Below are 26,296 nucleotides of genomic sequence, written 5' to 3'. Positions count from 1 at the left end.
TAATCGGCTTTCAATTCAATGACTATCTATCAGTAGACAATACAGAAAAAACCTACTAGAAATCATTTACTTCCTTCAAAATACTGGGTTAATGATAGATAAGATATCCAATCTTTTATCATTCTGGTATTCATCACTTATATGTCTGCCAGCATGAACAATCGGATTTACTTTATAGCTTCATTAATTTTTGTACTTGTCTTATTGGCAATGGTCTCCTTATAATTTTCCCCCCACTCATGCATGACATTAAGCACAGGAATTAGGCTCTTGCCCTGCTCGGTTAAAGAATATTCTACTTTTGGAGGAACAACAGGATACACTTCACGGTGTACAATAAAATCTTGTTGCAGTTCCCGCAATTGACTTACCAGCATTTTTTGTGTAATGCCCGGCATAAGCGCTTTCAATTCACTAAAACGCTTTGTGCCTTCCTTTCCAAGATACCACAATATCGACATTTTCCATTTTCCGCCAATAATGGAGAGAGTAAGTTCTTTTTCGCAGTTAAACACTTTATTGCAGAGATGTCCCACTTCATCTACCTCCTTAGCCTAATCATATATGGTCAAAAAATAGAAAAGATGCGAGTCGCCTTCGGCTGCTGAATATACGCTGACAAACCCTTTCATCCTCTCGCTGTTAAAGAACAAGAGCAGCAATCATACCAAATATAAACAAAGGAATATTATAGTGCATAAAAGTAGGCACACATGTATCCCAAATGTGATTGTGTTTACCATCGGCATTCAATCCCATCGTCGGTCCGATCGTGCTATCCGAGGCTGGTGATCCAGCGTCTCCTAAAGCACTCGCTGTCCCTATTAAGGAAGCTGTTGCTAATGGAGAAAAACCGACTGCCAAACATAACGGAACATATACAGACGCTAAAATAGGGATCGTACCAAAAGAAGAACCAATGCCCATCGTTACTAACAAACCAACCATAAGAATAGTGAAAGCCGCAAGAGGTTTGCTATCGCCAATGAATCCATTTGTAAGTGTCACTAATTCCGTGATAGCGCCTGTTTCCTTTAAAATAGTCGCATACCCCGCGGCAATTAACATAACGAAAGCAATCGCTCCCATCATTTTCATGCCGTCATCAACAATTTCATCTCCCTTAAGGATCGGAACAACCCGTCCCGCAAACATAAGGATAATACCGGCAAGCGCTCCTAAAGCAAGAGAGTGAGTGACAACTTGAATGATGAGGGCTAAAATAATCGCCATTAATGTGACTACATGCTGTTTGTTAAAAGAAATATTTTCCGCTGTAACAGAAATTTCCGAGGTCACAATCGGAGATTCTACTTCTTCGGTTGTACTAGTTACTTTTTCTTTTCTGTAAGTGATAAAAACAGCGATGAGCAATCCGGCGATCATCCCTAGCCCTGGAATAAACAAAGCTAAAGGAAGCTGGCTGACTGCAATTTTCATCCCGTTTGTTTTCATCTCTGTCGCTATAATCTGGTGGAACATAAGCCCGTACCCTGCAGGAATCATAATATACGGCGCTTTCAAGCCGAATGTCAAAGCGGTAGCCACTCCTCGGCGATCTATTTTCATGCTGTCAAACAAGTGCAGCAAAGGCGGAATCAGAATAGGGATAAAGGCAATGTGTACAGGAACCAAGTTTTGTGAAAAACAAGAAATCCCTGCAATCGTTAACAAAATCCCCCCCCGCTTGCCTTTCATAAATTTTAAGAGCTTAGTAACTAATATTCCAGTAATTCCGGAATACTTAATCATAACGGCAAAAATCCCCAATAAAACAATACTTAATGCCGTTTCAGCTTGTCCGCTCATTCCGGAAATAAGCATGTTCGTTGAATCTAAAATGGAGAGCCCGGAAATTAACCCTGCACTTAAAGCGGCTAGTAAAATACTTAATACGACATTCACTCGCAGCATGCTTAATATAATCATGAGCAATACGGAAACAATAACAGCAGTCATGGATTATTTTCTCCTTTTTATAATTGCGTTAATTAAGTTTTTCTTCCTCCCGTTTCCATCATTCCTTGTCTGCCTTTACTCCTTTTTAATGGTCATCCTCTTCCCTCCTTCTTATTTTCAATGATTAGAATATTCTTAATATTACTCTATTGGTCCTCCTTCGATAAGTACTTATTCTTGTGAAATACCACACTTTTTTTACCTATTTACTTTGTTATTTTCGAAGGATGATGAAGTCACTCACTCTATAAACAATGGATCAGGGACTTAAAAAAGTCTCTGATCCATTGTTCGGTTTGAGCCAAATAGCCTGTTCATTTATATTAAAAAGTCATATAGATACGTTTTTTCTTATTTTATAACATGGGTTAAAGCGTGTCCCTGAATGCCGTTTATAATAGCCTGAGTCGTTCTTTCTCTCAACTCTACAAGGGATTCTTCCGATACATATGAAGCATGCGGTGTCACAATTACTTCACTCATAGCAAGCAGTGGATGACCTTGTTGGGGAGGCTCCTTTTCTAACACATCGAGCCCTGCTCCAGCGATGTGCCCTTCTTTTATCAACTTTTGCAAATCGGTTTCGTTTATGATACCACCCCGGCATGTGTTAATGATGAATGCCCCTTTCGGCATCAGTTTCAGCTGTTCATAACTAAGAAGATTTTTTGTCTCCGGCGTAAGCGGTACATGCAGACTAAGAATATTAGATAGCTGGAGCAGCTCAATGAGCGATACCGGTGTCACTCCATATAAATCAAAGATTTCATCAAAAACATATTCATCAAAAGCTAAAATACGGACTCCGAATGGTTGTAGCTTCGTGGCCACCATGCGGGCGATTCTTCCAAACCCTAATAATCCCACGGTTCTTTCACTAAAACGATGGATCGGCTGTGTATCAAGAGGATCCCATTTTCCCTTCCTCACTTGTTGACGGTAGGCAAATAAGCGGCGGGTCATTGCGAGTATGAGAGCGATTGTATGATCCGATACCTCTTCCACACAATAATCCGGTACATTCGAAACAGAAATCCCTCTTCGGGCAGCTGCTTCTACATCTATATGATTATAGCCTACTCCCGGAACAGCAATAACCTTGCATGAATGCAGCTTCTCAATAAGATCTTGACCGCACGGAAAACCTACCTGTGCCACTACCCCAACGGCATACGGAGCATACGAGAGACTATCTCTTTCCAGTGTATCTGATCGTGTTACCTTCAATTCAAAGCCGTTTTGTTGATAAATCCTTTTTTCCAGCTCATGATCGTTCCATTCATCGTCTAAAATCCAGACTAAAGGCTTTTTTTCCTCCACTTCATCTCCTCCTGATCGTATAAGTGATGTAGGCGTTTTCAATTTAGATGAAAGCCATATCTCCTCGCACTGGCCGGCGAGGCCTGGTTTAATAACTATTTTTGCGGTTAGTTTGATACTTTTTCAGCCGGGAGGCCTATGGGCTCTAAAATAGAATTACGATAATCACTAGGTGTTTTGCCTACTATAGTCTTAAATACACGGCTAAAATAATGCGAATTGCTGTATCCTACTTCGGACGCAATTTGATAAACCGTATAATTCAAATCCATCAGCAAAGCTTTTGCTTTTTCTATTCGTAAATAAGTAATATACTCTACAAAGTTTTTTCCTGTAGCACTTTTAAAAAGCCGGCTGAAATAAGTCGGACTCAAATGGACATAGTTGGCGACATCCTCTAGCGTAATGGGGTTTAAATATTCTTTTTCAATGTAAGCCATAGCTCTTTGAACCGATTTAAGACTATATTCATTTTTCTTACTAAATACAAGATCCGTGAAACGATAAATCATGTTTTCAAGCCATTGCTCCATTTCTGCTAAGTTTTCAATGGTATTTAAATCCTTTGTATAATCCAGGAGAATAGAGTGAATTTCTTTCATACTGGCACCGCCGTTGATCGCCGCCCGGGCAAGTACAGTGGATATTTCTGAAATTTGCAGTTTTAATACTTCTGGATCAACCTTTTGCTTTGAAAACAACTCATTAAATAAATTTTTCATGTTTTCCTTTAGCGCTGCAATGTCAGCAACCATTAATTTGCTTGCTAAGGTGGCGACATCCTGGTTCTGCAGCAAGTACACTTCATTAGTGAATGGTTCAACATCATCGATATGAATAACAGTATCCTTTTTCCCAAAAAACTTATACTTTTGCGCATACAATGCTTCCTGGTAGGAAACATACAAAGATCTTACATCTTCGCAATGATTTCCAATTCCTATCGTCACACTGTAGCCTGTACTTTCTTTAATATATTCTTTCGTCTTTTCTGCTAAACTTTTAGCACGCTGTTTATACTCTGCCTTACTGCTTAACAAAGGGAGAGAGAATAAGATGGCAAACTTATCTGCTCCTGTTCCCATGGCCAAGACCTCATCAAGCTCACCTTTAAGAAATAAACGAGTAATAGTAATAATCTCATTCCGAATGGAATCTTGCAGCTGCTTACTCTTGTCTTTATTCAAAGCGAAAAACTCATCAATTTGAACCGTCATGGCTATATTAGGAACAGCGGAAAGCCCAACCAATTGACACTGGTCCCAGATGTCTTTTGGATTTTGAATATTTCCATATAATAAATTATAAATAACGCTTAACCGCAAAGATGACATGATCTGTAAAGGATCGTCCTGCTTTTGCCGGTGGATCTGTATTGACTGTTGCACGGACTTTTTCAGCTCTTGTAACAACTGATAAACGATTTCTTTTTCCAATGGCTTGCTTAAACAGTCGAACACACCATTTTTGAAAAGATTTCTAACCTCATTGTTATGATAATGGCTCTTCATGATAACTAAAGGCAGAGCGGGGTTGTTCTTTTTGAATTGACGGCAAACAAATTCCTCCGTCTTCGTTGTGATCTCATCGACATCTAGAAAGACGGCTGCAATATTTTTCAAAGCCAGACCTTCTTTCAAAAATGTCCGATTGTCTCTTACTTCCACCGTAAATCCAAATTTGAAATCATTATTTAGTTGATGAACAAGATTAATAATATTTAAATCATGTGTTGCTAAGATCAAGAGATTTCGCACAGTCCTCACACCCTTCAACAAAAATAGCTTTCATCTCGGTTATGCCTGAAGATCCATCTTCTGTCCCGCTGCTTTATTCCCTGATGTCTGTACTAGCTCTATAATTAGTTGACTAACCTTCCCATAATGTATGTCACTTTTTATTTTACCTAAAATTCACAATATTCTCACTACAAAATTCAAACATCTGTCCGATACGTATGTTTTTTTGTCTAAAGTGATCAAGATTTTCATTTATTTCACTTCCATCATGGCCTTCAAGCTTTCCTCACGAATTAGCTCAGTAAGCTGTTCCTTATAGGCCAGAAAACGATGGTCAACTTTTATATTATAGGGGCGGGGATAATGTAAATCAATTGGGATATCCGCTTTAATCCTTCCTGGTCTAGAGGTCATCACAATGACTCTGTTTGCCAGAAAAATGGACTCCTCTACGTCATGGGTAATAAACAGAATCGTTTTGTTCGATTTCTCCCAAATTTCTAATAGAAGCTCCTGCATAAGAGTTCGTGTTTGATTATCAAGGGCTCCAAACGGTTCGTCAAGAAGCAAAATATCTGGATCATTTGCTAAAGCTCTTGCGATCGCCACACGTTGCTGCATTCCTCCTGACAACTGCCGGGGGTAATGTTTTTCAAACCCATTTAACCTAACTAATTCGATATAATTTTGAACAACCTCTTTACGCTGGGCGGGGGACATTTGACTATTTTTTAACCCAAACTGAATATTTTCTTCCACCGTTAACCACGGAAACAAAGAATATGCTTGAAAAACCATGCCTCTATTTGAGGATGGGCCTGAAATTTCGTTTCCATCCAAATAAATATGACCTTCCGTCTGCTCTTCAAGGCCAGCTACAATCCGAAGCAACGTTGATTTTCCACATCCAGATGGTCCAAGTATAGTAATAAACTCATTAGGCATTACGGTCAAGCTCGTTGTATCAAGAGCTAGAACAGGAGAATTTTTCTTGTGGCCGGAGAAAACTTTAGTGACATTGTCAATTTGTACTTTTGGATTTGTCATCGTCTTCATCACCTTCCATAATGCCATGGGAACATTTTTCGGATCGACACTTTTAAAATAAGATCCGAGAGCAAACCTAACACACCAATTGTTAATATCCCAAAGATGATGTTTCCTGTTTTTAACATACGCTGCGATTCTAGAATTAGGCTGCCAATGCCGGAGGACGAGGCAACCAATTCAGCCACAATAATATACGACCAAGCCCATCCGAGGATCAACCGGATAATTTCCATAATACCAGGTATAGAGGCTGGGAGAATAACAGAAAGAAGTACACTAAAATTGGATCTCCCTAATGTATAAGCAGCTTCTAAAAGCTCCCGCCGAACGTTTGCAACTTCAACTGCTGTCATGAGAACGAGGGAAAAGAAGGTTCCAACAAATATAATCGTAATCTTCTCTAGTTCCCCAACGCCTATCCACAAAATAAAAAGTGGAATAAATGCTGAAGCAGGCATATATCGAATAGCAGAAATAGTTGGTTCGAAAAAAGCTTCCACCACTTTAAAGGTTCCCATTAGAATACCGAGCGGCAAGCCAATGATTACAGCAATAGAAAAGCCTGCCAGTACACGATAAACTGTAATCGTAATATCATGAATAAAGCCAAATTCAGTAAATAGAACCATACCCGAGTAAATAATTTCAGTCGGTGTAGGCAAGAAGAGTGGATCTACCAAACCACTGTAAGTTAGTAATGACCATACGGCAAAAAGCAGAACCACGCTTGATACGCTGACTGTCAAGTATAATTTGTGCGGTATATTTTCTTGCGGCTGCAGCCATTTTTTATTCCTATTCTTTTTGTTTTTATTATGAACGGGGAGTATAGGAGCCTGTTCAACAGCCTCTTCGTTTTTAACTAACTTTTCCATCCAGGATCCTCCCTTCCTTTTATTGAATAAATGAATAGTCTATTAAGTCTTCTATATTAGGCTCTTTGTTTATTAATTGTTGGTCTTTCCAGAATTGAGCACTCAACTTTGAAAGCTCATATATTTGTCCCGGTTGCTCCTTTGTACCGAAATACTCTTTATTTTTTTCCTCATCATAAAAACGGACACCTTTTAAGGCCTCTTTAATCTCTTCTGTCGATTGCCCCATCGCTTTGCCCATAATCTTCAAAGCATCTTCCTCATTTGTTTTATAATAATCGACCGCTTCAAACCAAGACTTCACTAAAGCTCTTACCACTTCTGGATTTTCTTTGATAAAATCTCGGTGCATGGCAATGGTGCTAGTGATAACACCTGGAGAGATATCACTCGTCGCCAGAACACTGCCAAACTCTGTTTTCTTCGCTTTTGTTAACCATGGTTCCCATGTTACAGCAGCATCTACTTTGTTAGCGATGAATGCTGCTCCTGCATCACCCGCTGTCATATTTTGTGCATTAATTTCTTTAAAATCAATCCCCTCTTCCTTCAATAAATACAGGAACCAAAAGAAGCTTGCCCCTCCATCAGTTTGTACAGCTACACGCTTTCCTTTAAGATCTTTCAAGCTTTTAATCTCTTTTTTGGCAACGATTCCATCTCCGCCGTGCGATTCATCCAGGGCCACGACTTGTACTGCTGGAACATCTCCAGCTGCGGAAACAACGTGAGTATCTACCGTAGAGGCAAATCCCTGTATACGCTTCGCTGCTAATGCTGTTCGCCGGTCCGTATTACTTTCCATTTTCATTAAGTCCACTTTAATTCCATTCTTTTTAAAAATCCCTTTTTCTTCGGCGATGTATAACGGGGCATAGCCTACCCAAGTGGCTACTCCCAATGAGAAAGAAGTACCCTTGCTGTTCTTTCCTTTATCCTGAGCTTCCGTATTTGTTTCTCCACTACATCCTGCCATGACCAGCAAAAGAAAGATTACAAAAATAGCTACAATTCTTTTCAATACCTTGTCCCCTGTATTCCATTTTTTAATTAATCGTATTTCTTCCTATTAATACATAGATTCATTTTTGTATGTCTTTAAGAACGAAAAGCTACCAGTCTCATCGGTAGAATGGTAGCTTTTTTAACTTTGTTTAGCCTTAATGTTCCATCTGCTTTTCTATCAAAAGAGAATTAAACAGTTTGTTCAGGAATAGAATAAATAGTATCGTAATAGTGAAGCATTTCTTCACGTAGACGACGGGCTCCCCAAATCGCATTAGCACAATGCTCATCTGTGATAACATATTTTTTAACAATCATGTCTCCAAGTCTAGCATGGAATTCTTCGGCTTTTTTTACTTGCTCACAGCATCTGGCCAAGTCATCCAAACCGATTCGGCGCCCGTTCGCGATAACAATGTCATGTGTTATAGTCGTAGATGTTTCAGAACAATTCCACACCGTCACTGCACAAGCACGGTCTTTTTGAAGCGCTTCCCAATGCAAGTTTTCCCAGCCCATATGAGCGTCGGTGCCGTGTAACTATACTTCTCAAGAACTCTACAAATGATTTCGCAGTGGTGGGCTTCCTCCCGCATATGTTTACACAATGATATAACAGTTGGTCTGTTAAATTCCTTCCAGTAATCATTGATTTGTCTGCCAAGGAAGAAAACATAAGTGATTTCCAGCCGCACCCTTTGCTCAATTGTGTTGAACACTTCGGCTTGCGTAAGATCCTCTCTTGTTCAAAAATCATAAGCTTTCTTCTCTGCATATATATAATATTTTGAATATTCACAATTAAATTATACAATCCTTATTTCCGAGTGATAAGTACTCATTTTTGACATATAGTATACTTTTTTGTCTTGAACTTCTCTTGAAGATCAATAAAAGCAATTTTTTATACCCGGACTACGGGATGATCACTAACCGTGCTTTTCTTATTATTTGTTTTTTAAACAGCGAGCTGTTCCTTTAATTCTTTTACTGCTGCTAACTCTTTCATTTCATCTGCAAGCAGCTTGAAATACTTATACATCACATGGTCTTCTTCTTGATGTGGTACTTGCTGACGGCAGAAAGAGTACACCCAGTTTGTACCTACACCTAAATTGGCTGGCCCCTTGTATTCGGCAGCACGAGCTGCACTAAACAATTCGATTGCCATTACATGATAAGCATTTTGAATAATTTTTGCTGCCTTGCGTGCGGCAATGGTTCCCATGCTCACATGATCTTCTTGATTAGCTGAACTCGGAATGGAATCCACACTTGCCGGATGTGCCAAGGATTTATTTTCCGATACAAGGGCCGCAGCCGCATATTGGGCAATCATCAAGCCAGAATTCATCCCTCCCTCTTTCGTTAAAAAGTCAGGAAGCTGATCATTCAACTGCGGATTGACAAGCCTTTCAATTCTTCTCTCGGAAATGTTGGCCAGTTCCGCCACTGCAATAGAGAGATAATCCATCGCAATAGCCATCGGCTGCCCATGAAAATTCCCTCCGGAAATGACTTTATCCTCATCCACAAAGATAAGCGGATTATCCGTTACTGAATTCATTTCAACAATCAATTTATCGTGAATATGCTGAAGTGCATCCCGTGAAGCTCCGTGAACTTGAGGTACGCAACGCAATGAATATGCATCCTGTACTCTAACCTCACCTTGATTAGTCATCAACTGACTGCCTCTCGTAATCTTCGCAATATTTGCAGCCACTAACTGTTGGCCGGCATGCGGACGAATTCTATGAGTCTCCGGTTCAAATGCTTGTCTTACTCCGCGCAGAACCTCGGTCGTTAAAGCGGACGTAAAATCTGCCCAATTCGCAAGATTTAAGGCATCCCAACAAGCAAGAGCGCCTACCGCTGTCATCACTTGTGTCCCGTTAATCAAAGCTAAACCTTCTTTTGCTTCTAAGGAAACAGGAGAAATACCAGCCAGCCTCATAGCTTGTCCACCATCCATTTGTTTCCCCTCAAAATAGGCTTCTCCTTCTCCCATAATGACTAAAGCCAGATGAGAAAGTGGAGCTAGATCTCCGCTTGCTCCCAGTGAACCTTGCTCGGGAATGACAGGTGTCACGCCTTTGTTCAGCATTTCCACCATTGTCTCTACAACTTCTAACCGAATACCGGAATGGCCATAAAGAAGAGCATTCACCCTTAACAGAATAATCGCTCTCACCACATCCTCAGAAAACGGTTCCCCTATTCCGCATGCATGACTACGAATGAGATTAATTTGAAGATCTTTCGCTTGATCATTCGGAATGTAAGTGTCGCTGAACTTTCCAAACCCGGTCGTCAATCCATAGACGACCTTCTTCTCATCTAGCAGCTTGACTACATATTCTCTGCTGCGTTTTACTTTTTCTTTTTGTTCTTCGGCAATATCCACTGTATGCTTATTACGGGCGACAAGCACCACATCTTCTAGTGTTAGAGGCAAACTGCCAATGAGAACTTTTTCTTTTTTCAGTAACATGAACTCTCACTCCTTTTATCATTGTGTATTCAGGCTTAGAGGAAGAAAAAATTTATTTAAAGGGAGAATGCCCCTTTTAAATGAACAGCCTTATTTTATATTTTCATTTCCTTTAACAGCTGCGGGTTTAAGAGATGTTCAATTGGCTTGCCTTCTACACCATCAATCGCATTTTGGCTCGTTTTCGTTTTCAGTTCTACAATCGCTTCTTCCGAAATATAAGCCGAGTGAGGCGTAATATACACCTTATCTGTATTCAATAGCGGATCGTCTAGGCGCGGTGGTTCATGGAGCAGCACATCAAGACCGGCCCCCGCAATGTGTCCCTCTTGAATCGCCCGGTACAAATCTTCTTCATTGATCACCCCGCCTCTGCTCGTGTTAACAATAAAGGCGCCCCGCGGCAGCATCTTCAACTCGTCATAGCCGATAATATTTTTCGTATCCGATTTGAGCGGCACGTGCAGAGTCAAAAAGGACGATTGTTTCAACAAGTCATGGAATGATACCGCTTCCACTCCATACTCATCAAAAACCTCTTTGGCTACACCAGGATCATGGGCGATCAAGCGAACGCCGAAGCCTTTAAGCTTCTGAGCCACCTTCTGGGCGATTCGGCCAAACCCAAGCAGTCCTACTGTGTTTTTACAAAAGCGGGTAATCGGAAGCGTGTCCATTGGATCCCACTCGCCTCGTTTAACTTGCTCGTTGTATGCCGGAAAACGGCGGGCCAACGTAAGGATATGAGTGATAGCATGATCAGAGACCTCTTCAGAGCAGTATTCCGGAACATGGGATACGAGTATGCCTTTGCGCGTCGCCGCTTCCACGTCAATGTGGTTAAATCCTACTGCTGATGCTGAAATAATTCGGCATGAGTCTAATTGATCTATGATCTCGGCCGTGCATTGAAATCCTACTTGAGCGACAACTGCATCAGCATAAGGGGCATAATGAGGAAAATCTGCTTCAAGTGCCTCTGAACGTGTAACTTTCACCTCAAAACCGTTTTGTTCATATAAAGCTTTTTCTACACTATGATCTGTCCATTCATCGTCAAGAATCCAAACTAATCGTTTTTCATTTTTCAATGTTATAGGCCTCCTTTTAAATGTGATGTGGAGCTTTAGCGTTTATTTCTTGAAGTGCTTTTACGAGCTTGTCATTTTGTGAGGCTGTTCCAATGCTGATACGAGCATATGTAGGATAGCCCCATGCTGCACACGGCCGAATAATTAACCCCCTTGATGCTAACTCTTCTGCTATACTGCCAGTCTCTTTTTTCATATCAACGAACAAAAAGTTTGTATGAGATGCTTCCACTTCGTAACCGAGGGAACGAAATTCTTTAACTAACTTTTCCATTTCGCGTTTGTTTTCAGCGAGAGTTTTATGTTTGTGTTCTGTATCTTCTAATGCTCCTACTGCACCTGCATGAGCCACTCGATTACAAGCAAACGGCTCACGCACTCTTTGCAGCGGCTGTATAAGCTCTTGGCTCGCCATGGCATATCCTACACGCATCCCAGCTAATCCATAAAGTTTTGAAAATGTCCGTATCGTGATGACAGGCAGTCCTTCTTTAATATACTCTACCCCCGTTGGGTAATTTTCTTGTGTAATAAATTCTCCGTAAGCTTCATCTAATACAGCCACAACATGTTTCGGCAAACGACTGAAAAACGCCCGGAGATCTTCTTCGTCTACGATGGTGCCGGTTGGATTATTCGGGTTGCATACGATGACAACCTTTGTTTTTTCTGTAATAGCTTCAAGCATTGCTTTTAGGTCAAACTTGTGATCTTTTGTTGTCGGGATTTCGACAGGCACTCCTCCCATGAGCAAGGTGTTCTTATGATATTCAGAAAACGTCGGCGTGCAATAGACTACTTCATCTCCAGGATTAACATATGAGGCAATGGCGAGATTAATAATGTTGTCCGCGCCATTCGCCACGACATAGTTTTCAGGATCAACCCCGTGCAATTCACCCAGTTTAATACGAAGCTCCAAGCAAGTCAGATCAGGATAAAAATGTGCTTCCTGAATGGCTTTCACCATTGCCTCTATCGCTTTGGGAGACGGGCCTAACTGATTTTCATTAGTAGCCAGACGAATGATGTCCGTTACCTTTTCTTGCTTTTTAGCTTCCTCAGCCGCTTGGCCAGGGATGTAAGGATCTAAATCTCTGACATGACTGCGCCATAAATTTTCTGACATAATGCATCCTCCTTCTTTTTCTTAAGTACATCAACGGCTTATACCGTTGGTAAGGGTGTTAAAGTATTTTTTTGCCATTTACACTTTAGCGGTGAACCTTTAGATTATTTATACACGATCTTTTTAAAAAAACTAAGACGTTTTCCAACCAAAGTAAAAAATATTCACAATATAACAAAAAATTAACACCTATTTAATTGTTTTACAGTTTTTTATACCTCTTATTAGTGTTTTAGGAGAAGGGTCGAAAGTAAGCGCTTGCAAAATAAGAACTATCTTATACACTTTTGCTGCAATGCCATCATCATGCTGTTCAATTGCTTTCTTGCTTTTAATACTTCCGGATGACTCGAACCTTTGCTTTTTGCCAAACGACAGATTTCCTCCCGATGCTTGCTTATACTATTCTTAATCATCATGATTTCTGATAAGAGCATCTGATCTTTCCTCCTTTTCCGAAAATAAAGTCTTTGTGAAAGAGTCGAGAAGAAGTTTTTCTACTGATTTTTTGAACGTATTATATTGGAGCCTTACACCATTTATACATGATCTTAAAGCAAAAAAAAGGTATTTCCATGATGAAAATAAAAATCTTCACGATATAGTAAAAATTTAGACCACCAAGATAGAGCTTAAAAAGCTAAAGTTGATTCATGTAAAAAAGCAGTCTTAAAAACCAGGTTTTCACTGACTTTTAAGACTGCATCATTTATTTTAAAATTTTTAGCTATTCTTTCGGAACATGAATGAATCGAATGTAAACTAGGTGGAATATCTACACATCAACTAAACAATGATCATTAAAATAAATCACTTCCGTCAAAATTTTATAACCGGCGATTTTATGAAATAAGCCTCTCGCTTCTTTTTCAGTCTCAAACTCGAATATTTTCAGATCATTTTTGGAATGAACAGTGATTACCCACACAAGAAGTTTCCTCCAATTAATAGATTCTCTTTGAACTTTCCCTGCATTATTCTATATTACTCACAAATTTTTCCTAGCTGCCTTGCGGATGCTAAGATTAAGAGACTGAATTCCTTATTATAGGTATAAACTTATTCTTCTTTATGTGCGCCCTAAGACCAACCTAGTGGCCGCATCCTCATTTGGTCTGCCTGCTGTCAGCACTTGAACGCCTTTTTTCCAAACAGATTTTACGTGATTCACTCCAAATAAATATTGCAGTTCCTGATAATTCTTCACATTCCATAATACAAGATCTGCTTGTTTTCCAACTTCCAGTGAACCTATCTGTTTTTCACGATTAATTGCACAAGCAGCATTGTAAGTCGCGGCCGTTAATGCTTCTGCCGGCGTCATTCTCATAGAAATACAGGCCAAATTCATAACAAGCGGCATCGACGTAGTCGGGGATGATCCCGGATTGCAGTCAGTTGATATAGCTACTGGTACGCCTTGGTCAATCATTTTTCTTCCCTGGGCTGCTTCTTCACGTAAATATAGAGCGGTGGCGGGAAGAAGACAAGCAATCGTACCGGCTTTCGCCATCGCTTGAATCCCTTCGTCTGAAGCTTTCAATAAGTGCTCTGCTGAAATGGCTCCTGTTCTAGCAGCTAATTCTGCTCCGCCATACGGCGCAATTTCATCTGCATGAATTTTAGGAATCAATCCGTATTGTTTTCCTGCCTCTAATATCCGTTCTGATTGCTCAGGTGTAAATACATCTTTTTCGCAGAAGACGTCATTAAACTCTGCTAGCTTTTCTTCTGCTACAGCTGGAAGCATATCACGAATTAGGTGATCGACAAACTCATCTTCCCGCTCCTTGAATTCCACCGGAACAGCATGCGCTCCCATAAATGTAGGCACAATCTCTAAGACATGTTTATCTTTGAGTTTTTTCATGATACGCAGCTGCTTTAGCTCTGTTTCTAAATTCATGCCGTAACCGCTCTTGCCTTCAATCGTTGTTACCCCATGAGCTAAAAACGAATCAAGACGGCGCATTGTCTGTTCAATTAGTTCCTCTTCACTTGCAGTCCGCGTCATGCGGGTAGTTGCATGAATGCCTCCCCCTGCGTTCATAATTTCCATATAGGTGGCCCCTTCAAGGCGCATTTCGAACTCACGCGCACGGCTTCCGCCAAATACGACATGTGTGTGAGGATCTACAAGGCCAGGGGTAAGCAGATGACCAGACGCATTTACGATTTCTGCTTCTTTTGTTTTATCTCCGTAACGCTTCTCAATCTCTTTCGTTGTGCCAACTGCTTGAATGACGCCCTCTTCAATCCACAAGCTGCCATCCTCGATTAACCCTAGATCTGACATGGCTGCTTTCGAACGAGGTCCTTTTACGTCTGATGCAAGTGTAGCCACCTGAGCTGCATGCTTAATCCAGATCGGTTTCGTCATGAATTCTGCCCTCTTTCAAGCATTGGCATGTGGATTCCTTTTTCACGAGCTGTTTTCTTTGCCAGTTCATAGCCGGCATCCGCATGACGCACGACACCCATGCCGGGATCTGTTGTCAAAACGCGCTGAAGGCGGGCTTCCGCCTCTTTTGTACCATCTGCTACAATGACAACACCTGAATGTTGGGAGTACCCCATGCCGACACCACCTCCATGATGAAGCGATACCCATGTTGCACCGCCAACAGCATTGACCATAGCATTCAATAACGGCCAGTCCGATACAACATCTGATCCGTCTTTCATCGCCTCCGTTTCACGGTTAGGAGAAGCAACGGAACCAGAATCTAAGTGATCACGTCCAATAACAATTGGTGCCTTTAGTTCGCCGCTGGCAACCATATCATTCAAGATTTTGCCGAAACGGGCCCGTTCCCCATAGCCAAGCCAACAAATGCGGGCAGGTAGGCCTTGGAATTCTATTTTCTCCTGTGCCATTCGAATCCAGTTGCATAAATGTTCGTTATCTGCAAATTCGCGCAGAATCGCCTCGTCTGTTTTATAAATGTCTTCTGGATCTCCTGATAACGCTACCCAACGGAAAGGACCTTTCCCCTCACAAAACTGCGGTCGGATATAAGCAGGAACAAATCCTGGAAAATCAAAGGCATCTTCTACTCCTTCATCCTTCGCTACTTGACGAATATTGTTACCATAGTCAAACGTAACCGCGCCTTTTCTCATCATCTCGAGCATGGCTTTTACGTGAGTAGCCATGGAAACTTTAGAAAGTTTGACATATTGTCCTGGATTAGACTCGCGAATAATTGCCGCTTCTTCTAAAGACATGTTAGAAGGAACATAGCCATTTAACGGATCATGAGCGGATGTTTGATCAGTTAACGCGTCTGGAATAAAATTACGTCTAATCATTTCTGGCAAGACATTCGCTGCATTGCCTACTAGGCCAATAGATAATGCCTTGCCTTCATTTTTCGCTTCTTCCGCTAAGCGAATCGCTTCATCTAATGAGTGTGTTTTGACATCTGTATAGCGAGTTTCGATTCGGCGGTCAATTCTTGTTTCATCGACATCAATAGCGATACATACGCCTCCATTCATCGTCACAGCAAGCGGCTGTGCACCGCCCATCCCGCCAAGTCCAGCCGTGACTGTGATGGTTCCTTTGAGTGTACCCCTAAAATGCTGCTTCGCCAATTCTGCAAATGTTTCGTATGTTCCTTGTACAATTCCCTGCGATCCAATATAGATCCAGCTGCCCGCTGTCATTTGGCCATACATCATCAAGCCTTTTTGGTCAAGCTCGTGGAAGGTATCCCAGTTCGCATAAGCCGGAACGATGTTCGAATTGGCGATCAATACGCGCGGTGCATCTTTGTGTGTTTTGAACACAACAACGGGCTTTCCTGATTGAACAAGCATTGTCTCATCTTCTTCAAGCCCTTTTATCGTTTCTACAATAGCATCAAAGGCCTCCCAGTTACGGGCCGCTTTCCCAATTCCGCCGTAAACGACAAGCTTCTCCGGATGCTCAGCAACATCCGGATCTAAGTTATTCATTAACATACGCAAGACTGCTTCCTGTTGCCAGCCTTTCGTATTTAATTCGGTGCCTCGATAACGGATTACTCGATTTTGTGTCATTGAACTCATTTTTTTCTGCCTCCTATATCGTTTAGAAATTAACTAAACTGAATATTCAAATAAATAAACACAAAGCCATAGCCTATTGATTTTAAATCTTTTATCCCGCTTTAGCCGGGTTGCCGTTGAAGGGTTCATCGGCTATTTTAATCGATTCTGTTGGACACCCAAAACAGGCGTCTTCTACGTCATAAAAAAGCTCCTCGGGCAGTTCAGCCGTTCCTTGATTATTATCAAGTGTCACAAACGAAAGCCCATTTTCATCGGAATCAAAGACAGTTGGCGCCGTAATTCCGCATGCTCCACAGGCTATACAAGTCTCCATATCTACGATCGTGTATTTTGCCATCTCTTACACCTCCAAAGCTTACATTTTGTTAAAAACAGTTTTTCACTGGATAAGCCTTTCATTTTTTATATTGGATAAATTTATCTGCAATCAAGAATGACTTGCTGCTTCTTTTGAGCTATCCTTTCCCATTACACTTGTACTGTGGAGAGGCTGTACTTTTGCCTTTGGATCAATGTATACTTTTGCGTTGCTAACAGCAGTCGGCGCTTCCCCAAAACCGCTCGCAATCAATTTCACTTTTCCTTCATACGTACAAATATCTCCAGCCGCATAAATTCCTTCGATATTCGTTTCCATTCTGGAATTTACAACAATGCTGTTTTTCTCAATGTTCAGTCCCCAATCTTTAATAGGACCAAGAGAAGAAACAAACCCATAAGTCACTACAACATCATCCACATTAATGGTTTCTCTTTGATCGCCTTTTACCTGTTCGAGTACAACCTGTTCAATTCCCCGTTCTCCAATTAGTTCCACCGGTACATATGGCGTCATAATGTTGATAGAAGAATTCTTCATTGTTTCCACGCTATGCTCATGGGCTCGAAATTTGTCGCGGCGATGAGCAATCGTTACCTGTTCAGCAATTGGCTCAAGCATCAAAGCCCAGTCGACAGCGGAATCGCCGCCGCCAAATACCTGTACTTTTTTCCCGGTAAACTGCTTTAAATCATTAATAAAGTAATGAAGATTTTCCTCTTCATACTTCTCTGCGCCTTCCAGCTCCAGCTTTCTTGGCTGGAAAGCACCATTGCCGGCCGTAATAATAATCGTTTTTGTGTAGTGAGTATTAGCATTTGTCATTAGCTTGAAAGTGCCGTCTTCTTGCTTTTCAAGCTCCTCTACAGATTCTTTAAGGCAGACAGTCGGTTCAAACTGATCCATTTGAGCTTTAAGGTTATCAACAAGCTCTTGTGCCCTCACTTTTGGAAAACCGGCTACGTCATAAATATATTTTTCGGGATAAAGGGCCGACAGCTGGCCGCCAAGCTGCGGAAGGCTTTCAATAATTTTACAAGACATTTGCCTCATCCCTGCGTAAAAAGCAGTAAATAACCCTACAGGACCTCCGCCAATAATTGTTACGTCAAAAACTTCATGTTCAGCCATTCAACCACTCCTTGATAAAAACTGCATCCAGCCTGCAGTCATTCTACAGAATTGATAGTGTTAGGAACCGCTTCTCCTTATTGACTTTCTTTATCGAATGAGGCGTTTCCCACTCCTTAACCTATTTATACAGCATCTTTCATAAAAAACTAAGGGCTTTCATGATCAGAGTAAAAAATAGTCACAATATAATAAAAAATAGCACTATGCCTTCCATAAGCTGCAATATAGTGATGTAAAGCTGTAGACAGAACCGAAATATGCAGTCATACGCAGAATCAAAATCAAAAAACCACTTTCTATTCTCTGTTATCGCTAATATCACAGAATAGAAAGTGGCTTTATAATGATAGAAAAATATAACCTTTAAGAAAGTGAATGTTATTAAGTGACTAAACTACTGGTTTCCTCCTTATGCTGTTTTGCTTCCTGTGACGCACGGGGAAAATTTGGTGTGTGCCGAGCAGCCATTTTGATGCACTCTTTCATGCTGAGATCGGATACGATATTTTGCCAAGCAGTATCAACGCTGTCCCGTGATCAACGGAAGTGCTTAGATAAGGTGTCCATTTCCTGTTCATCGCAAGCTGTATGGCCTTTTTTAATATCCGCTGCATTTCCCATCGGAACAGCGATTATTACACATTTTCCCGCCTTGTATTCTCCGTATTTATAAAATTACTTTCTTACATGGATAGCATGAACGTATTCATATGTTTCTTTTTTCTCTCTTAACACTCATTAGTCATTCACGACCGCAACGTGTTTAAGAATAAATTTTTCGATCACATGGCGTACACCTTCTTCATTGTTTGAACGTGAAATATAATCCGCCTTGTCTTTTAATTCTTGTACCGCATTGCCCATTGCTACCCCAAGTCCAGCAGTCGTTACGAGATCAAAATCATTATAGCTGTCACCTATACCGATGATTTCTGAACGGTCAATGCCAAGCTCTTGAGCCAGGTGCAACAGGGCGATCCCCTTATCCGCTTCTGGGTGTGTGACTTCAAGATAAGCTGGCTTTGATTTTAAGAAATTTGCCTGTCCGCTGAATAATTCGCGGAGCTCTGCTTGCAGCTCATCAATATATTCAGGTTCATCAATAAAAAGTGCTTTTTGAAAGCCCCGGCTGGCCAGCTTTGCAAGATCCGGCTCTACCTTATAAGGAACTTTCGCCGCCTCTACATACTCATGGATGAAATCATTTTCTGATGCAGCATAAAGAACATCATCCTGGTAAACTTGTAAATGTAAATTTCTTTTTTTAGCAATATTAATAAGATCATGAGCAAGATGCGGCGGGACAAGCCGCTCGTACATAACTGCTTTTTCTTCTACATCCTTAATAAGTGCTCCTTGGTAAGTAATGAGCGGTACATTTAAACCGAGCTGCTCGGCAAACGGCTTTGCCGACAGAAACATCCGTCCGGTTGCAATCGTGACTACGACGCCTTGCCCTACTGCTCGTTGAATAGCTTGTATTGTTCCTTGAGAAACGACCAATTCATCATTAAGCAATGTACCATCCAGATCAATTGCTACCATTTTATACATAAGGTCCCTCCTTTATTAAGAAAAACAGCTGCAGCCGTCATGATTGAATCCCTTCAATCAGCAAAACTCTCGCCGGGGAAGCATCCGTTCCAAGTAATTTTAAAGGAGCTGCAACCATAAAGTATTCTCCCTGTTCAATCATTTTTAACCGCAGCCCTTCAATCACAATAATGCCATTTGCAAATAGCGCTTTATGTGTAGGATGACCCGGCTGGCTTCTTTCTACCCCAAGCGCATCAATACCCACTCCACGTATGCCCAACTTTGCAAGATATTCCGCTCCGTCTTGTGCAAGAAAAATAAATTCAAAATTAAATTTTTCTTCGAAAGAATTTTTGGTTTTAAATAAAACAAAATCTCCTTTTTGAATAGACAAACCCTCCAGGTCAGCTTTCGTAATCCGGTCTTCTGCCTCTGTTAGATCAAATACTTTGCAATGGCCAACAAGATGATCGAGCGAAATTGTTTCAAATGTATCTCCATCTGTAATCATATGAAGCGGTGCATCAATATGAGTCCCTGTATGTACGTCCAATTCAATTCGGGATTCTGTAACATATCCATTTGTTGCCGGTGTTAATTTCGGCTGTTTTTCCGGCTTGTTTTTATAGACTGTCATCCCTTCAAAGATAGGAGCTGTTACATCATATACTTTCATTTTATTCATCTCCCTACTCTAGTTTCCTGGCATTTTTCTATTTAAAGAGATATAAAGGCCGCAAGTTTGCGACCCTTTCGTTTTGTTTATCGCAGTGCTTCATTGAATTTGGATACCCATTCTGTATGGAAAGTGCCTTCTTTATCCTTTCGTTCATACGTGTGCGCCCCAAAGTAATCACGTTGTGCCTGCAATAAATTAGCCGGCAGTGATTCAGTGCGATAACTGTCATAGTAAGCCAAAGCGCTGGCGAATGACGGGACAGGTATCCCTTGTTTTATAGCAAGTACGAGAACTTCGCGCAAGGAAGATTGATAGCTTTCCACAATTTCTTTAAAATACTTGTCTAATAATAAATTCGCTAAGCCAGGTTCCCGGTCATATGCTTCTTTAATCTTTTGGAGGAATTGGGCTCTAATAATACAGCCACCACGAAAGATCATCGCAATATTGCCATAATTAAGGTTCCAGTTATACTCTTCTGAAGCGGCACGCATTTGAGCGAAACCTTGTGCATATGAGCAAATTTTACTCATATATAATGCTTTGCGCACAGCTTCAACTACAGCTTCTTTGTTGCCGCTGAATTTTTTCCTTTCCGGTCCATGCAATAGCTTGCTTGCTTTTACCCGTTCTTCTTTCATAGCGGAAATAAAACGAGCGAAGACCGATTCAGTAATAATCGGAAGAGGGACCCCTAAGTCTAAAGCACTTTGGCTTGTCCATTTACCTGTTCCTTTCTGCCCTGCTTTATCTAGGATAACATCTACAAGCGGCTCACCGGTTTCATTATCTACCTTTGTAAAAATATCTGCCGTAATTTCAATTAAATAACTGTCCAGTTCTCCTTTGTTCCATTCAGCAAACACCTCGTGCAACTCCTGTGCCTGCAAGCCGAGCACATTCTTCATAATAAAATAGGCTTCAGAAATTAATTGCATATCTCCATATTCGATGCCGTTATGAACCATCTTTACATAATGTCCGGCTCCGTCTGGCCCAATGTACGTACAGCAAGGATCGCCTTCTACCTTTGCTGAAATTGCTTCTAGAATCGGCTGCATTAGCTCGAATGCTTCTCTTTGGCCGCCCGGCATAATAGAAGGTCCCCTTAATGCTCCTTCTTCCCCGCCTGAAACTCCCGTACCGATAAAGTGAATGCCTGTTGATTCTAATTCTTTATTGCGTCTAATCGTATCCTGAAAAAAAGTATTTCCCCCATCGATCAAAATATCACCTTTTTCAAGATAAGGCTTCAATGAATCAATCGTTGCATCTGTCGGTGTTCCGGCCTTCACCATTAATAAAATCTTGCGCGGCTTTTCCAGTGAATTGACAAACTCCTCAACCGTATATGCGCCGATGAATTTTTTTCCAGCTGCTTCTGTTTTTAAAAATTCCTCTGTTTTCTCCGGTGACCGATTATATACAGCGACAGAATAACCCCGGCTTTCAATATTTAAAGCAAGATTCTTTCCCATTACTGCTAAACCGATTACACCTACTTGTTGTTTTGTCATAAACGACCGCTCCTTATTGATTGAATTAGCCGACGATAGAAAAACCGCCCAAATTTAATTTCTCCTTTTCAAAACCAGGCTTTCCTAACAAAGCAAACATATTTTTTTTATATGCCTCTACCCCTGGTTGATCAAACGGATTAACACCGAGCAAGCACCCGCTTATAGCACAAGCTTTTTCAAAAAAGTAGACCAATTCTCCGAAATGATATTCATTCAATTCCTCCAGCTCAATGAGCAAGTTGGGAATGCCGCCATCTACGTGAGCCATCATGGCTCCTTGAAAAGCTTTTTTGTTCACTTCATCCATCGTTTGGCCAGCAAGGAAGTTTAATCCATCTATATTGTCTGGATCAGCTTTTATTGTGAAATCAATGGCAGGTTTCGTTACTTGCAGTACAGTTTCGATTAAATGCCGACGCCCTTCCTGTACATATTGACCCATAGAGTGCAAATCAGTCGGAAAATTAACGGATGCCGGAAACAAGCCTTTCTGGTCTTTTCCTTCACTTTCTCCGAATAGCTGCTTCCACCATTCAGCTACATACTGTAATGACGGTTCATAATTAACGAGTAATTCGATATCTCTTCCTTTTTGGTGAAGAATATTACGAACAGCAGCATACTGGTAACACTCATTCGTTGACAAGTCCGGATTATTATATTTATAGTAAGCCTGCTCGGCCCCAGTCATCATCTGATCAATATCAAGACCAGCTGTTGCCATCGGCAAAAGTCCGACTGCCGTTAATACTGAATATCTTCCGCCAATATCATCTGGGATGACAAACGATTCGTATCCTTCTTCATCAGCAAGCTTTTTCAATGCGCCTTTTTCCTGATCAGTCGTTGCATAGATTCGCTTCCTTGCCTCTTCTTTTCCGTAATTTTTCTCAAGATAATCACGGAAAATGCGAAAAGCAATAGCTGGTTCCATCGTTGTTCCCGATTTAGAAATCACATTTATGGAAATATCCTTTCCGTCTAACAGTTCTAATAAGTGAGTAATATAAGTGGAACTGATATTTTGTCCAGCAAAATACACTTTAGTTGTATTTTCCATTTGGTTATAAAAGCTGTGAGACAATGCTTCAATTGCTGCTCTTGCTCCTAAATACGAGCCGCCTGTACCAATTACGATAAGGGCATCTGACTGGTTCCGGATTTTTTCCGCCGCTTTCTTAACTCGCATACATTCATCTCTATTATAACGAATTGGCCAATCTAACCATCCTAGGAAATCAGATCCCGGACCTCTTTTTTCATGCAATCTGTTATGAGCAACATTTACAAATTCACTAACATGATCTAGTTCACTTTTGTTCATAAACGACAAAGAATTAGAATAGTTAAACGAAACAGCCATTTGATACTTCCCCTTTCTATTGTGGATTTTTATTATTTTTTCCGATTAAAGGGTGATTGTTCACGTTTTAATAACCTACCACCACTTAAATCCGTCTTCCTCCAATAATTGATGAGCTGCTTTCGGCCCCATGGAACCTGCCGGATACGAATGTAATGGGAGAATGTTTTCCGCAAAGGCTTCCAAAACTGGCTGTACCCAGTTCCATGACAACTCTACTTCTTTCCAATGAGCAAAAAATGTTGGATCTCCCCGAAGTGCATCGTAAATTAATGATTCATATGCTTCTGGAACATCTTTCCCAGGAGCAGAGAAATGCAGGGTAACTGGTTCAGCTTGACCATAATTTAATGGATTTTTAAGATTTAACTGTAATGAAACTGATTCGTTTGGACTGATCTCAATGATTAGCAGGTTAGGTGTTGCTTTTTCGTTATGGCCTTCCTGCAGATCGTGTAACGTATTTTTAAATTCAATAACAATTTTTGTTGACTTTTTCTCCATCCGCTTTCCTGTCCGAATGTAGAATGGCACGCCTCGCCAGGAAGGATCATCTATCCATAAGCGAGCTGCTATGAATGTGTCATTTGTTGAAGATGATTCAACTCCCGGTTCCTCCTTGTAGGCTGCCACTTGTTTGCCGTTGATCTCTCCGGAGTCATATTGACCACGAATCACTTGAAAAGCGACATTTTCTTTTGTTAGCGACCGCAGACTCTTCATGATTTTTCTTTTTTCATGCCTTATATATTCAGGACCGATTTGTTCCGGAAACTGCATGGCTGTCATCATTAATAATTGCAGCATATGATTTTGAAACATGTCACGAATGGCTCCTGCCCGATCATAGTAATTCGCTCTTTCTTCCACACCGACTGTTTCACTGGCTGTTATTTGAACACTTGAAATGTTTTGATTATTCCACAAAGATTGAAAGATAGGATTAGCTAGTTTTAAAGACTCTAAGTTTTGTACCATCTGCTTTCCAAGATAGTGATCGATCCGATAAATCTCATCTTCTCTAAAAGCTGTGCTGAGCTTTTCATTTAACTGCTGAGCAGACGCTAGATCATGTCCAAACGGTTTTTCAATAACTAGACGTTTCCATCCTTTTGATGTTCCAATTCCTCTCTCTTTAATATTTGAGGCAATGATATCAAAAAATTCAGGAGCTACCGATAAATAAAACAGCCTGTTTCCTTGTATCCCAAGCTCTTCTTCACGACTTTCGATCAAATTAAGCACAGGCTCGTAATCTGCACTGCTTGTTACGTCTAACGCACAATAACGGAACGCCTGCAAAAATTCAGCCAGTCTGTTTTCCTCTTTTCTAAACCGCCTGGAGAAATGACTTAAAGACTCCTTTACATGCAGTTGGAATGCTTCATCTGTCCACTCACGCCGACTTAGTCCGATAATCGAGAATGGAGCAGTAAGCTTTTCATCGAGAAATAAATTGTATAAAGCAGGGAAAATTTTTCTTTTAGCTAAGTCTCCTGTTGCACCAAACAAGATAAAACTAACCGAATCCAGCTTTAACGTGTTTAAAGTATCGCAAGCACTCTCTTTGTTTAGAACCTTACGAGGAACAGTTAACTCTTTCATGCCATCCTCTCCTATGTCTTTATCATCTATACTAATGTCAGTATATCGTGTATAATATCGAATTGTAAGTATGCACTTTTTAATCATATAGTCACGAAAAGTATACTACTATTTCAAGGAGGTGAATGCAGTGGGACATCTGTGTGACAAAGTGTTTAACTGTGAAAAGGAATTGACCCTTTCCGTTATCGGAGGCAAATGGAAAATGCTTATTTTATGGCATCTCGGCAAAGAAGGCACGAAACGTTTTAATGAACTAAAAGCACTTATGCCGGGCATCACCCAACGAATGCTCGTTAATCAATTACGAGAATTAGAAGAGGATTTGATCGTTCATCGTGAAGTTTATCCCGTCGTTCCTCCAAAAGTGGAGTATTCATTAACAGAACAAGGAAAAAGCCTGATTCCTATTCTTGAAATCATGTATGAATGGGGAAAAAACTATAATAAAACAACGGCCGTAAAAATCGGTGTGCAAATTAAAGATCCTGTTAACTAATGAATCCTTAAAGAACATAGAAACCATGTACAAAGCGTTCGTACATGGTTTTTTTGTATGCATACAATTTCTGCTTATTATAAAAAGCAAAGCCGATTTCCCCTAACTGCTGGAAAATCGGGTCTGCCTCCTTAAATCGTTACGTTATTTGGCAATCTTTTTTTTACCAAGAACTCCTTTTCTAAAAATGCAACAATATTGTCTGCTGCATTTTCAACAATTAACCGTCCTTTTGCAGCCGAGCTCGATCGTGCAGTATGGAGGCATCCTGAAGACGGGATTAATGATGATGAAGGTGGAAAGCTTTGGTAGGAAGGCGGATTGTCAATACCTTCGTCTACAATCAGCTCCTCTCGAACAAGCTCAGGAGCAACGTGCATCATCATCGATGTTTCCGCAATGGCCGCATGTTCCAAAGCCCATCCTGGGAAAGGAACTTCATTGAATACTTGCGGCATCACTTCTGCCGACAAATTATCCCACCAGTTAGAGAGTAAAATTTTTGGGAATTCTGCTGTCCGATTTCTCATTAAGAGATCGGCAGCTTCAGATAGAAACGCTTCATTCTCATAATGACAGCTAATCATCAATATTCTTTTCCATCCATCATGCAGGAACTCTTCCAGTAAATCGTACACTAGCGACGTGAGAGTCGCTCCTTTCAAATCAACCGTCCCAGGAAATAATGGGCCTCCGCCGCTGGCCGGAAGTGATTTGTATCCATAAGATACGGTCGGCGCCACTACTGCATCAATTCTTTCCGCTATCGCCAAGCTCATCTTTTCAGCTAATATTGCATCCACACCGAGTGGCAAATGGGGGCCATGCTGCTCTGTTGAGCCAACCGGCAAAATTAATACACTGCTATTTACTTTTGACTGATACTCCTGCCATGTCATATGTGCTAGTAAGTGACTATTCAT

Annotated in this window: 24 protein-coding genes; 1 reads left to right on the top strand and 23 read right to left on the bottom strand. The window is 40.9% G+C overall.

Annotated elements, in window-relative coordinates:
- Positions 1 to 167: 167 nt before the first annotated feature.
- The 22 genes from A8F95_RS18900 to zwf all read right to left on the bottom strand — a co-directional run bounded on the left by A8F95_RS18900 (position 168) and on the right by zwf (position 24,802).
- Entirely contained in the window at positions 168 to 536 is a 369-nt protein-coding gene (locus A8F95_RS18900; protein WP_065411959.1) for a winged helix-turn-helix transcriptional regulator, read from the bottom strand.
- 106 nt (positions 537 to 642) lie between these two features.
- On the bottom strand, positions 643 to 1,959 hold the full coding sequence (locus A8F95_RS18895; RefSeq protein ID WP_065411958.1) for a Na+/H+ antiporter family protein: 1,317 nt from the start codon (positions 1,957 to 1,959) through the stop codon (positions 643 to 645).
- 351 nt (positions 1,960 to 2,310) lie between these two features.
- Positions 2,311 to 3,279 (bottom strand): C-terminal binding protein, encoded by a 969-nt coding sequence (locus A8F95_RS18890; RefSeq protein WP_065411957.1) that lies wholly within the window; start codon positions 3,277 to 3,279, stop codon positions 2,311 to 2,313.
- Positions 3,280 to 3,386: 107 nt separating this feature from the next.
- The gene (locus A8F95_RS18885) at positions 3,387 to 5,036 is read right to left on the bottom strand and encodes a helix-turn-helix domain-containing protein (protein WP_065411956.1); all 1,650 of its coding nucleotides are present in this window, start codon (positions 5,034 to 5,036) and stop codon (positions 3,387 to 3,389) included.
- Between the two features lie 234 nt (positions 5,037 to 5,270).
- Entirely contained in the window at positions 5,271 to 6,092 is an 822-nt protein-coding gene (locus A8F95_RS18880) for an ABC transporter ATP-binding protein (RefSeq protein ID WP_245671444.1), read from the bottom strand.
- A complete protein-coding gene (locus A8F95_RS18875; RefSeq protein ID WP_077247444.1) occupies positions 6,074 to 6,943 on the bottom strand; it encodes an ABC transporter permease in 870 nt (289 codons plus the stop codon). The genes A8F95_RS18880 and A8F95_RS18875 overlap by 19 nt, the downstream gene beginning before the upstream one ends.
- A 19-nt stretch (positions 6,944 to 6,962) precedes the next feature.
- Complete coding sequence (locus A8F95_RS18870; protein ID WP_065411954.1) at positions 6,963 to 7,964, bottom strand: ABC transporter substrate-binding protein; 1,002 nt, start codon at positions 7,962 to 7,964, stop codon at positions 6,963 to 6,965.
- 173 nt (positions 7,965 to 8,137) lie between these two features.
- Positions 8,138 to 8,467 (bottom strand): hypothetical protein, encoded by a 330-nt coding sequence (locus A8F95_RS18865; RefSeq protein WP_065411953.1) that lies wholly within the window; start codon positions 8,465 to 8,467, stop codon positions 8,138 to 8,140.
- 439 nt (positions 8,468 to 8,906) lie between these two features.
- Positions 8,907 to 10,442 (bottom strand): histidine ammonia-lyase, encoded by a 1,536-nt coding sequence (gene hutH, locus A8F95_RS18860; RefSeq protein ID WP_065411952.1) that lies wholly within the window; start codon positions 10,440 to 10,442, stop codon positions 8,907 to 8,909.
- A gap of 95 nt (positions 10,443 to 10,537) precedes the next feature.
- Positions 10,538 to 11,533, bottom strand: coding sequence for a C-terminal binding protein (locus tag A8F95_RS18855; RefSeq protein WP_065411951.1), 996 nt, complete (start codon positions 11,531 to 11,533; stop codon positions 10,538 to 10,540).
- Positions 11,534 to 11,549: 16 nt separating this feature from the next.
- Positions 11,550 to 12,662: a histidinol-phosphate transaminase gene (hisC, locus tag A8F95_RS18850; RefSeq protein ID WP_065411950.1), complete on the bottom strand. Its 1,113-nt coding sequence runs from the start codon at positions 12,660 to 12,662 to the stop codon at positions 11,550 to 11,552.
- Positions 12,663 to 12,934: 272 nt separating this feature from the next.
- Positions 12,935 to 13,099, bottom strand: coding sequence for a hypothetical protein (locus A8F95_RS22710; RefSeq protein WP_176713759.1), 165 nt, complete (start codon positions 13,097 to 13,099; stop codon positions 12,935 to 12,937).
- Between the two features lie 338 nt (positions 13,100 to 13,437).
- The gene (locus A8F95_RS22705) at positions 13,438 to 13,590 is read right to left on the bottom strand and encodes a hypothetical protein (protein WP_176713758.1); all 153 of its coding nucleotides are present in this window, start codon (positions 13,588 to 13,590) and stop codon (positions 13,438 to 13,440) included.
- Between the two features lie 141 nt (positions 13,591 to 13,731).
- Positions 13,732 to 15,042 (bottom strand): imidazolonepropionase, encoded by a 1,311-nt coding sequence (hutI, locus tag A8F95_RS18845; RefSeq protein ID WP_065411949.1) that lies wholly within the window; start codon positions 15,040 to 15,042, stop codon positions 13,732 to 13,734.
- Positions 15,039 to 16,715 (bottom strand): urocanate hydratase, encoded by a 1,677-nt coding sequence (hutU, locus tag A8F95_RS18840; protein WP_065411948.1) that lies wholly within the window; start codon positions 16,713 to 16,715, stop codon positions 15,039 to 15,041. The genes hutI and hutU overlap by 4 nt, the downstream gene beginning before the upstream one ends.
- Before the next feature lie 91 nt (positions 16,716 to 16,806).
- Entirely contained in the window at positions 16,807 to 17,055 is a 249-nt protein-coding gene (locus A8F95_RS18835; protein ID WP_065411947.1) for a ferredoxin, read from the bottom strand.
- Between the two features lie 90 nt (positions 17,056 to 17,145).
- Positions 17,146 to 18,168 (bottom strand): NAD(P)/FAD-dependent oxidoreductase, encoded by a 1,023-nt coding sequence (locus A8F95_RS18830; RefSeq protein WP_065411946.1) that lies wholly within the window; start codon positions 18,166 to 18,168, stop codon positions 17,146 to 17,148.
- Between the two features lie 741 nt (positions 18,169 to 18,909).
- Positions 18,910 to 19,725 (bottom strand): Cof-type HAD-IIB family hydrolase, encoded by an 816-nt coding sequence (locus tag A8F95_RS18825; RefSeq protein ID WP_065411945.1) that lies wholly within the window; start codon positions 19,723 to 19,725, stop codon positions 18,910 to 18,912.
- 37 nt (positions 19,726 to 19,762) lie between these two features.
- Positions 19,763 to 20,383, bottom strand: a complete 621-nt coding sequence (locus A8F95_RS18820; protein ID WP_065411944.1) for a cyclase family protein — start codon at positions 20,381 to 20,383, stop codon at positions 19,763 to 19,765.
- Positions 20,384 to 20,469: 86 nt separating this feature from the next.
- Entirely contained in the window at positions 20,470 to 21,903 is a 1,434-nt protein-coding gene (gene gndA, locus A8F95_RS18815) for an NADP-dependent phosphogluconate dehydrogenase (protein WP_065411943.1), read from the bottom strand.
- A gap of 25 nt (positions 21,904 to 21,928) precedes the next feature.
- The gene (locus A8F95_RS18810; protein ID WP_065411942.1) at positions 21,929 to 23,269 is read right to left on the bottom strand and encodes a glucose-6-phosphate isomerase; all 1,341 of its coding nucleotides are present in this window, start codon (positions 23,267 to 23,269) and stop codon (positions 21,929 to 21,931) included.
- Positions 23,270 to 23,344: 75 nt separating this feature from the next.
- On the bottom strand, positions 23,345 to 24,802 hold the full coding sequence (gene zwf, locus A8F95_RS18805; protein ID WP_065412054.1) for a glucose-6-phosphate dehydrogenase: 1,458 nt from the start codon (positions 24,800 to 24,802) through the stop codon (positions 23,345 to 23,347).
- A 202-nt stretch (positions 24,803 to 25,004) separates the two neighbouring features.
- Here zwf and A8F95_RS18800 point away from each other — a divergent pair, with 202 nt between their 5' ends.
- The gene (locus A8F95_RS18800) at positions 25,005 to 25,373 is read left to right on the top strand and encodes a winged helix-turn-helix transcriptional regulator (RefSeq protein WP_065411941.1); all 369 of its coding nucleotides are present in this window, start codon (positions 25,005 to 25,007) and stop codon (positions 25,371 to 25,373) included.
- Positions 25,374 to 25,504: 131 nt separating this feature from the next.
- Here A8F95_RS18800 and A8F95_RS18795 read toward each other — a convergent pair whose 3' ends face one another.
- On the bottom strand, positions 25,505 to 26,296 hold the full coding sequence (locus A8F95_RS18795; protein ID WP_065411940.1) for a creatininase: 792 nt from the start codon (positions 26,294 to 26,296) through the stop codon (positions 25,505 to 25,507).

This window comes from Pseudobacillus wudalianchiensis (assembly GCF_001685015.1).
GTDB classification, from domain to species: Bacteria; Bacillota; Bacilli; order Bacillales; family Domibacillaceae; genus Pseudobacillus; species Pseudobacillus wudalianchiensis.
This window is presented reverse-complemented; position numbering and strand designations above follow the sequence as displayed.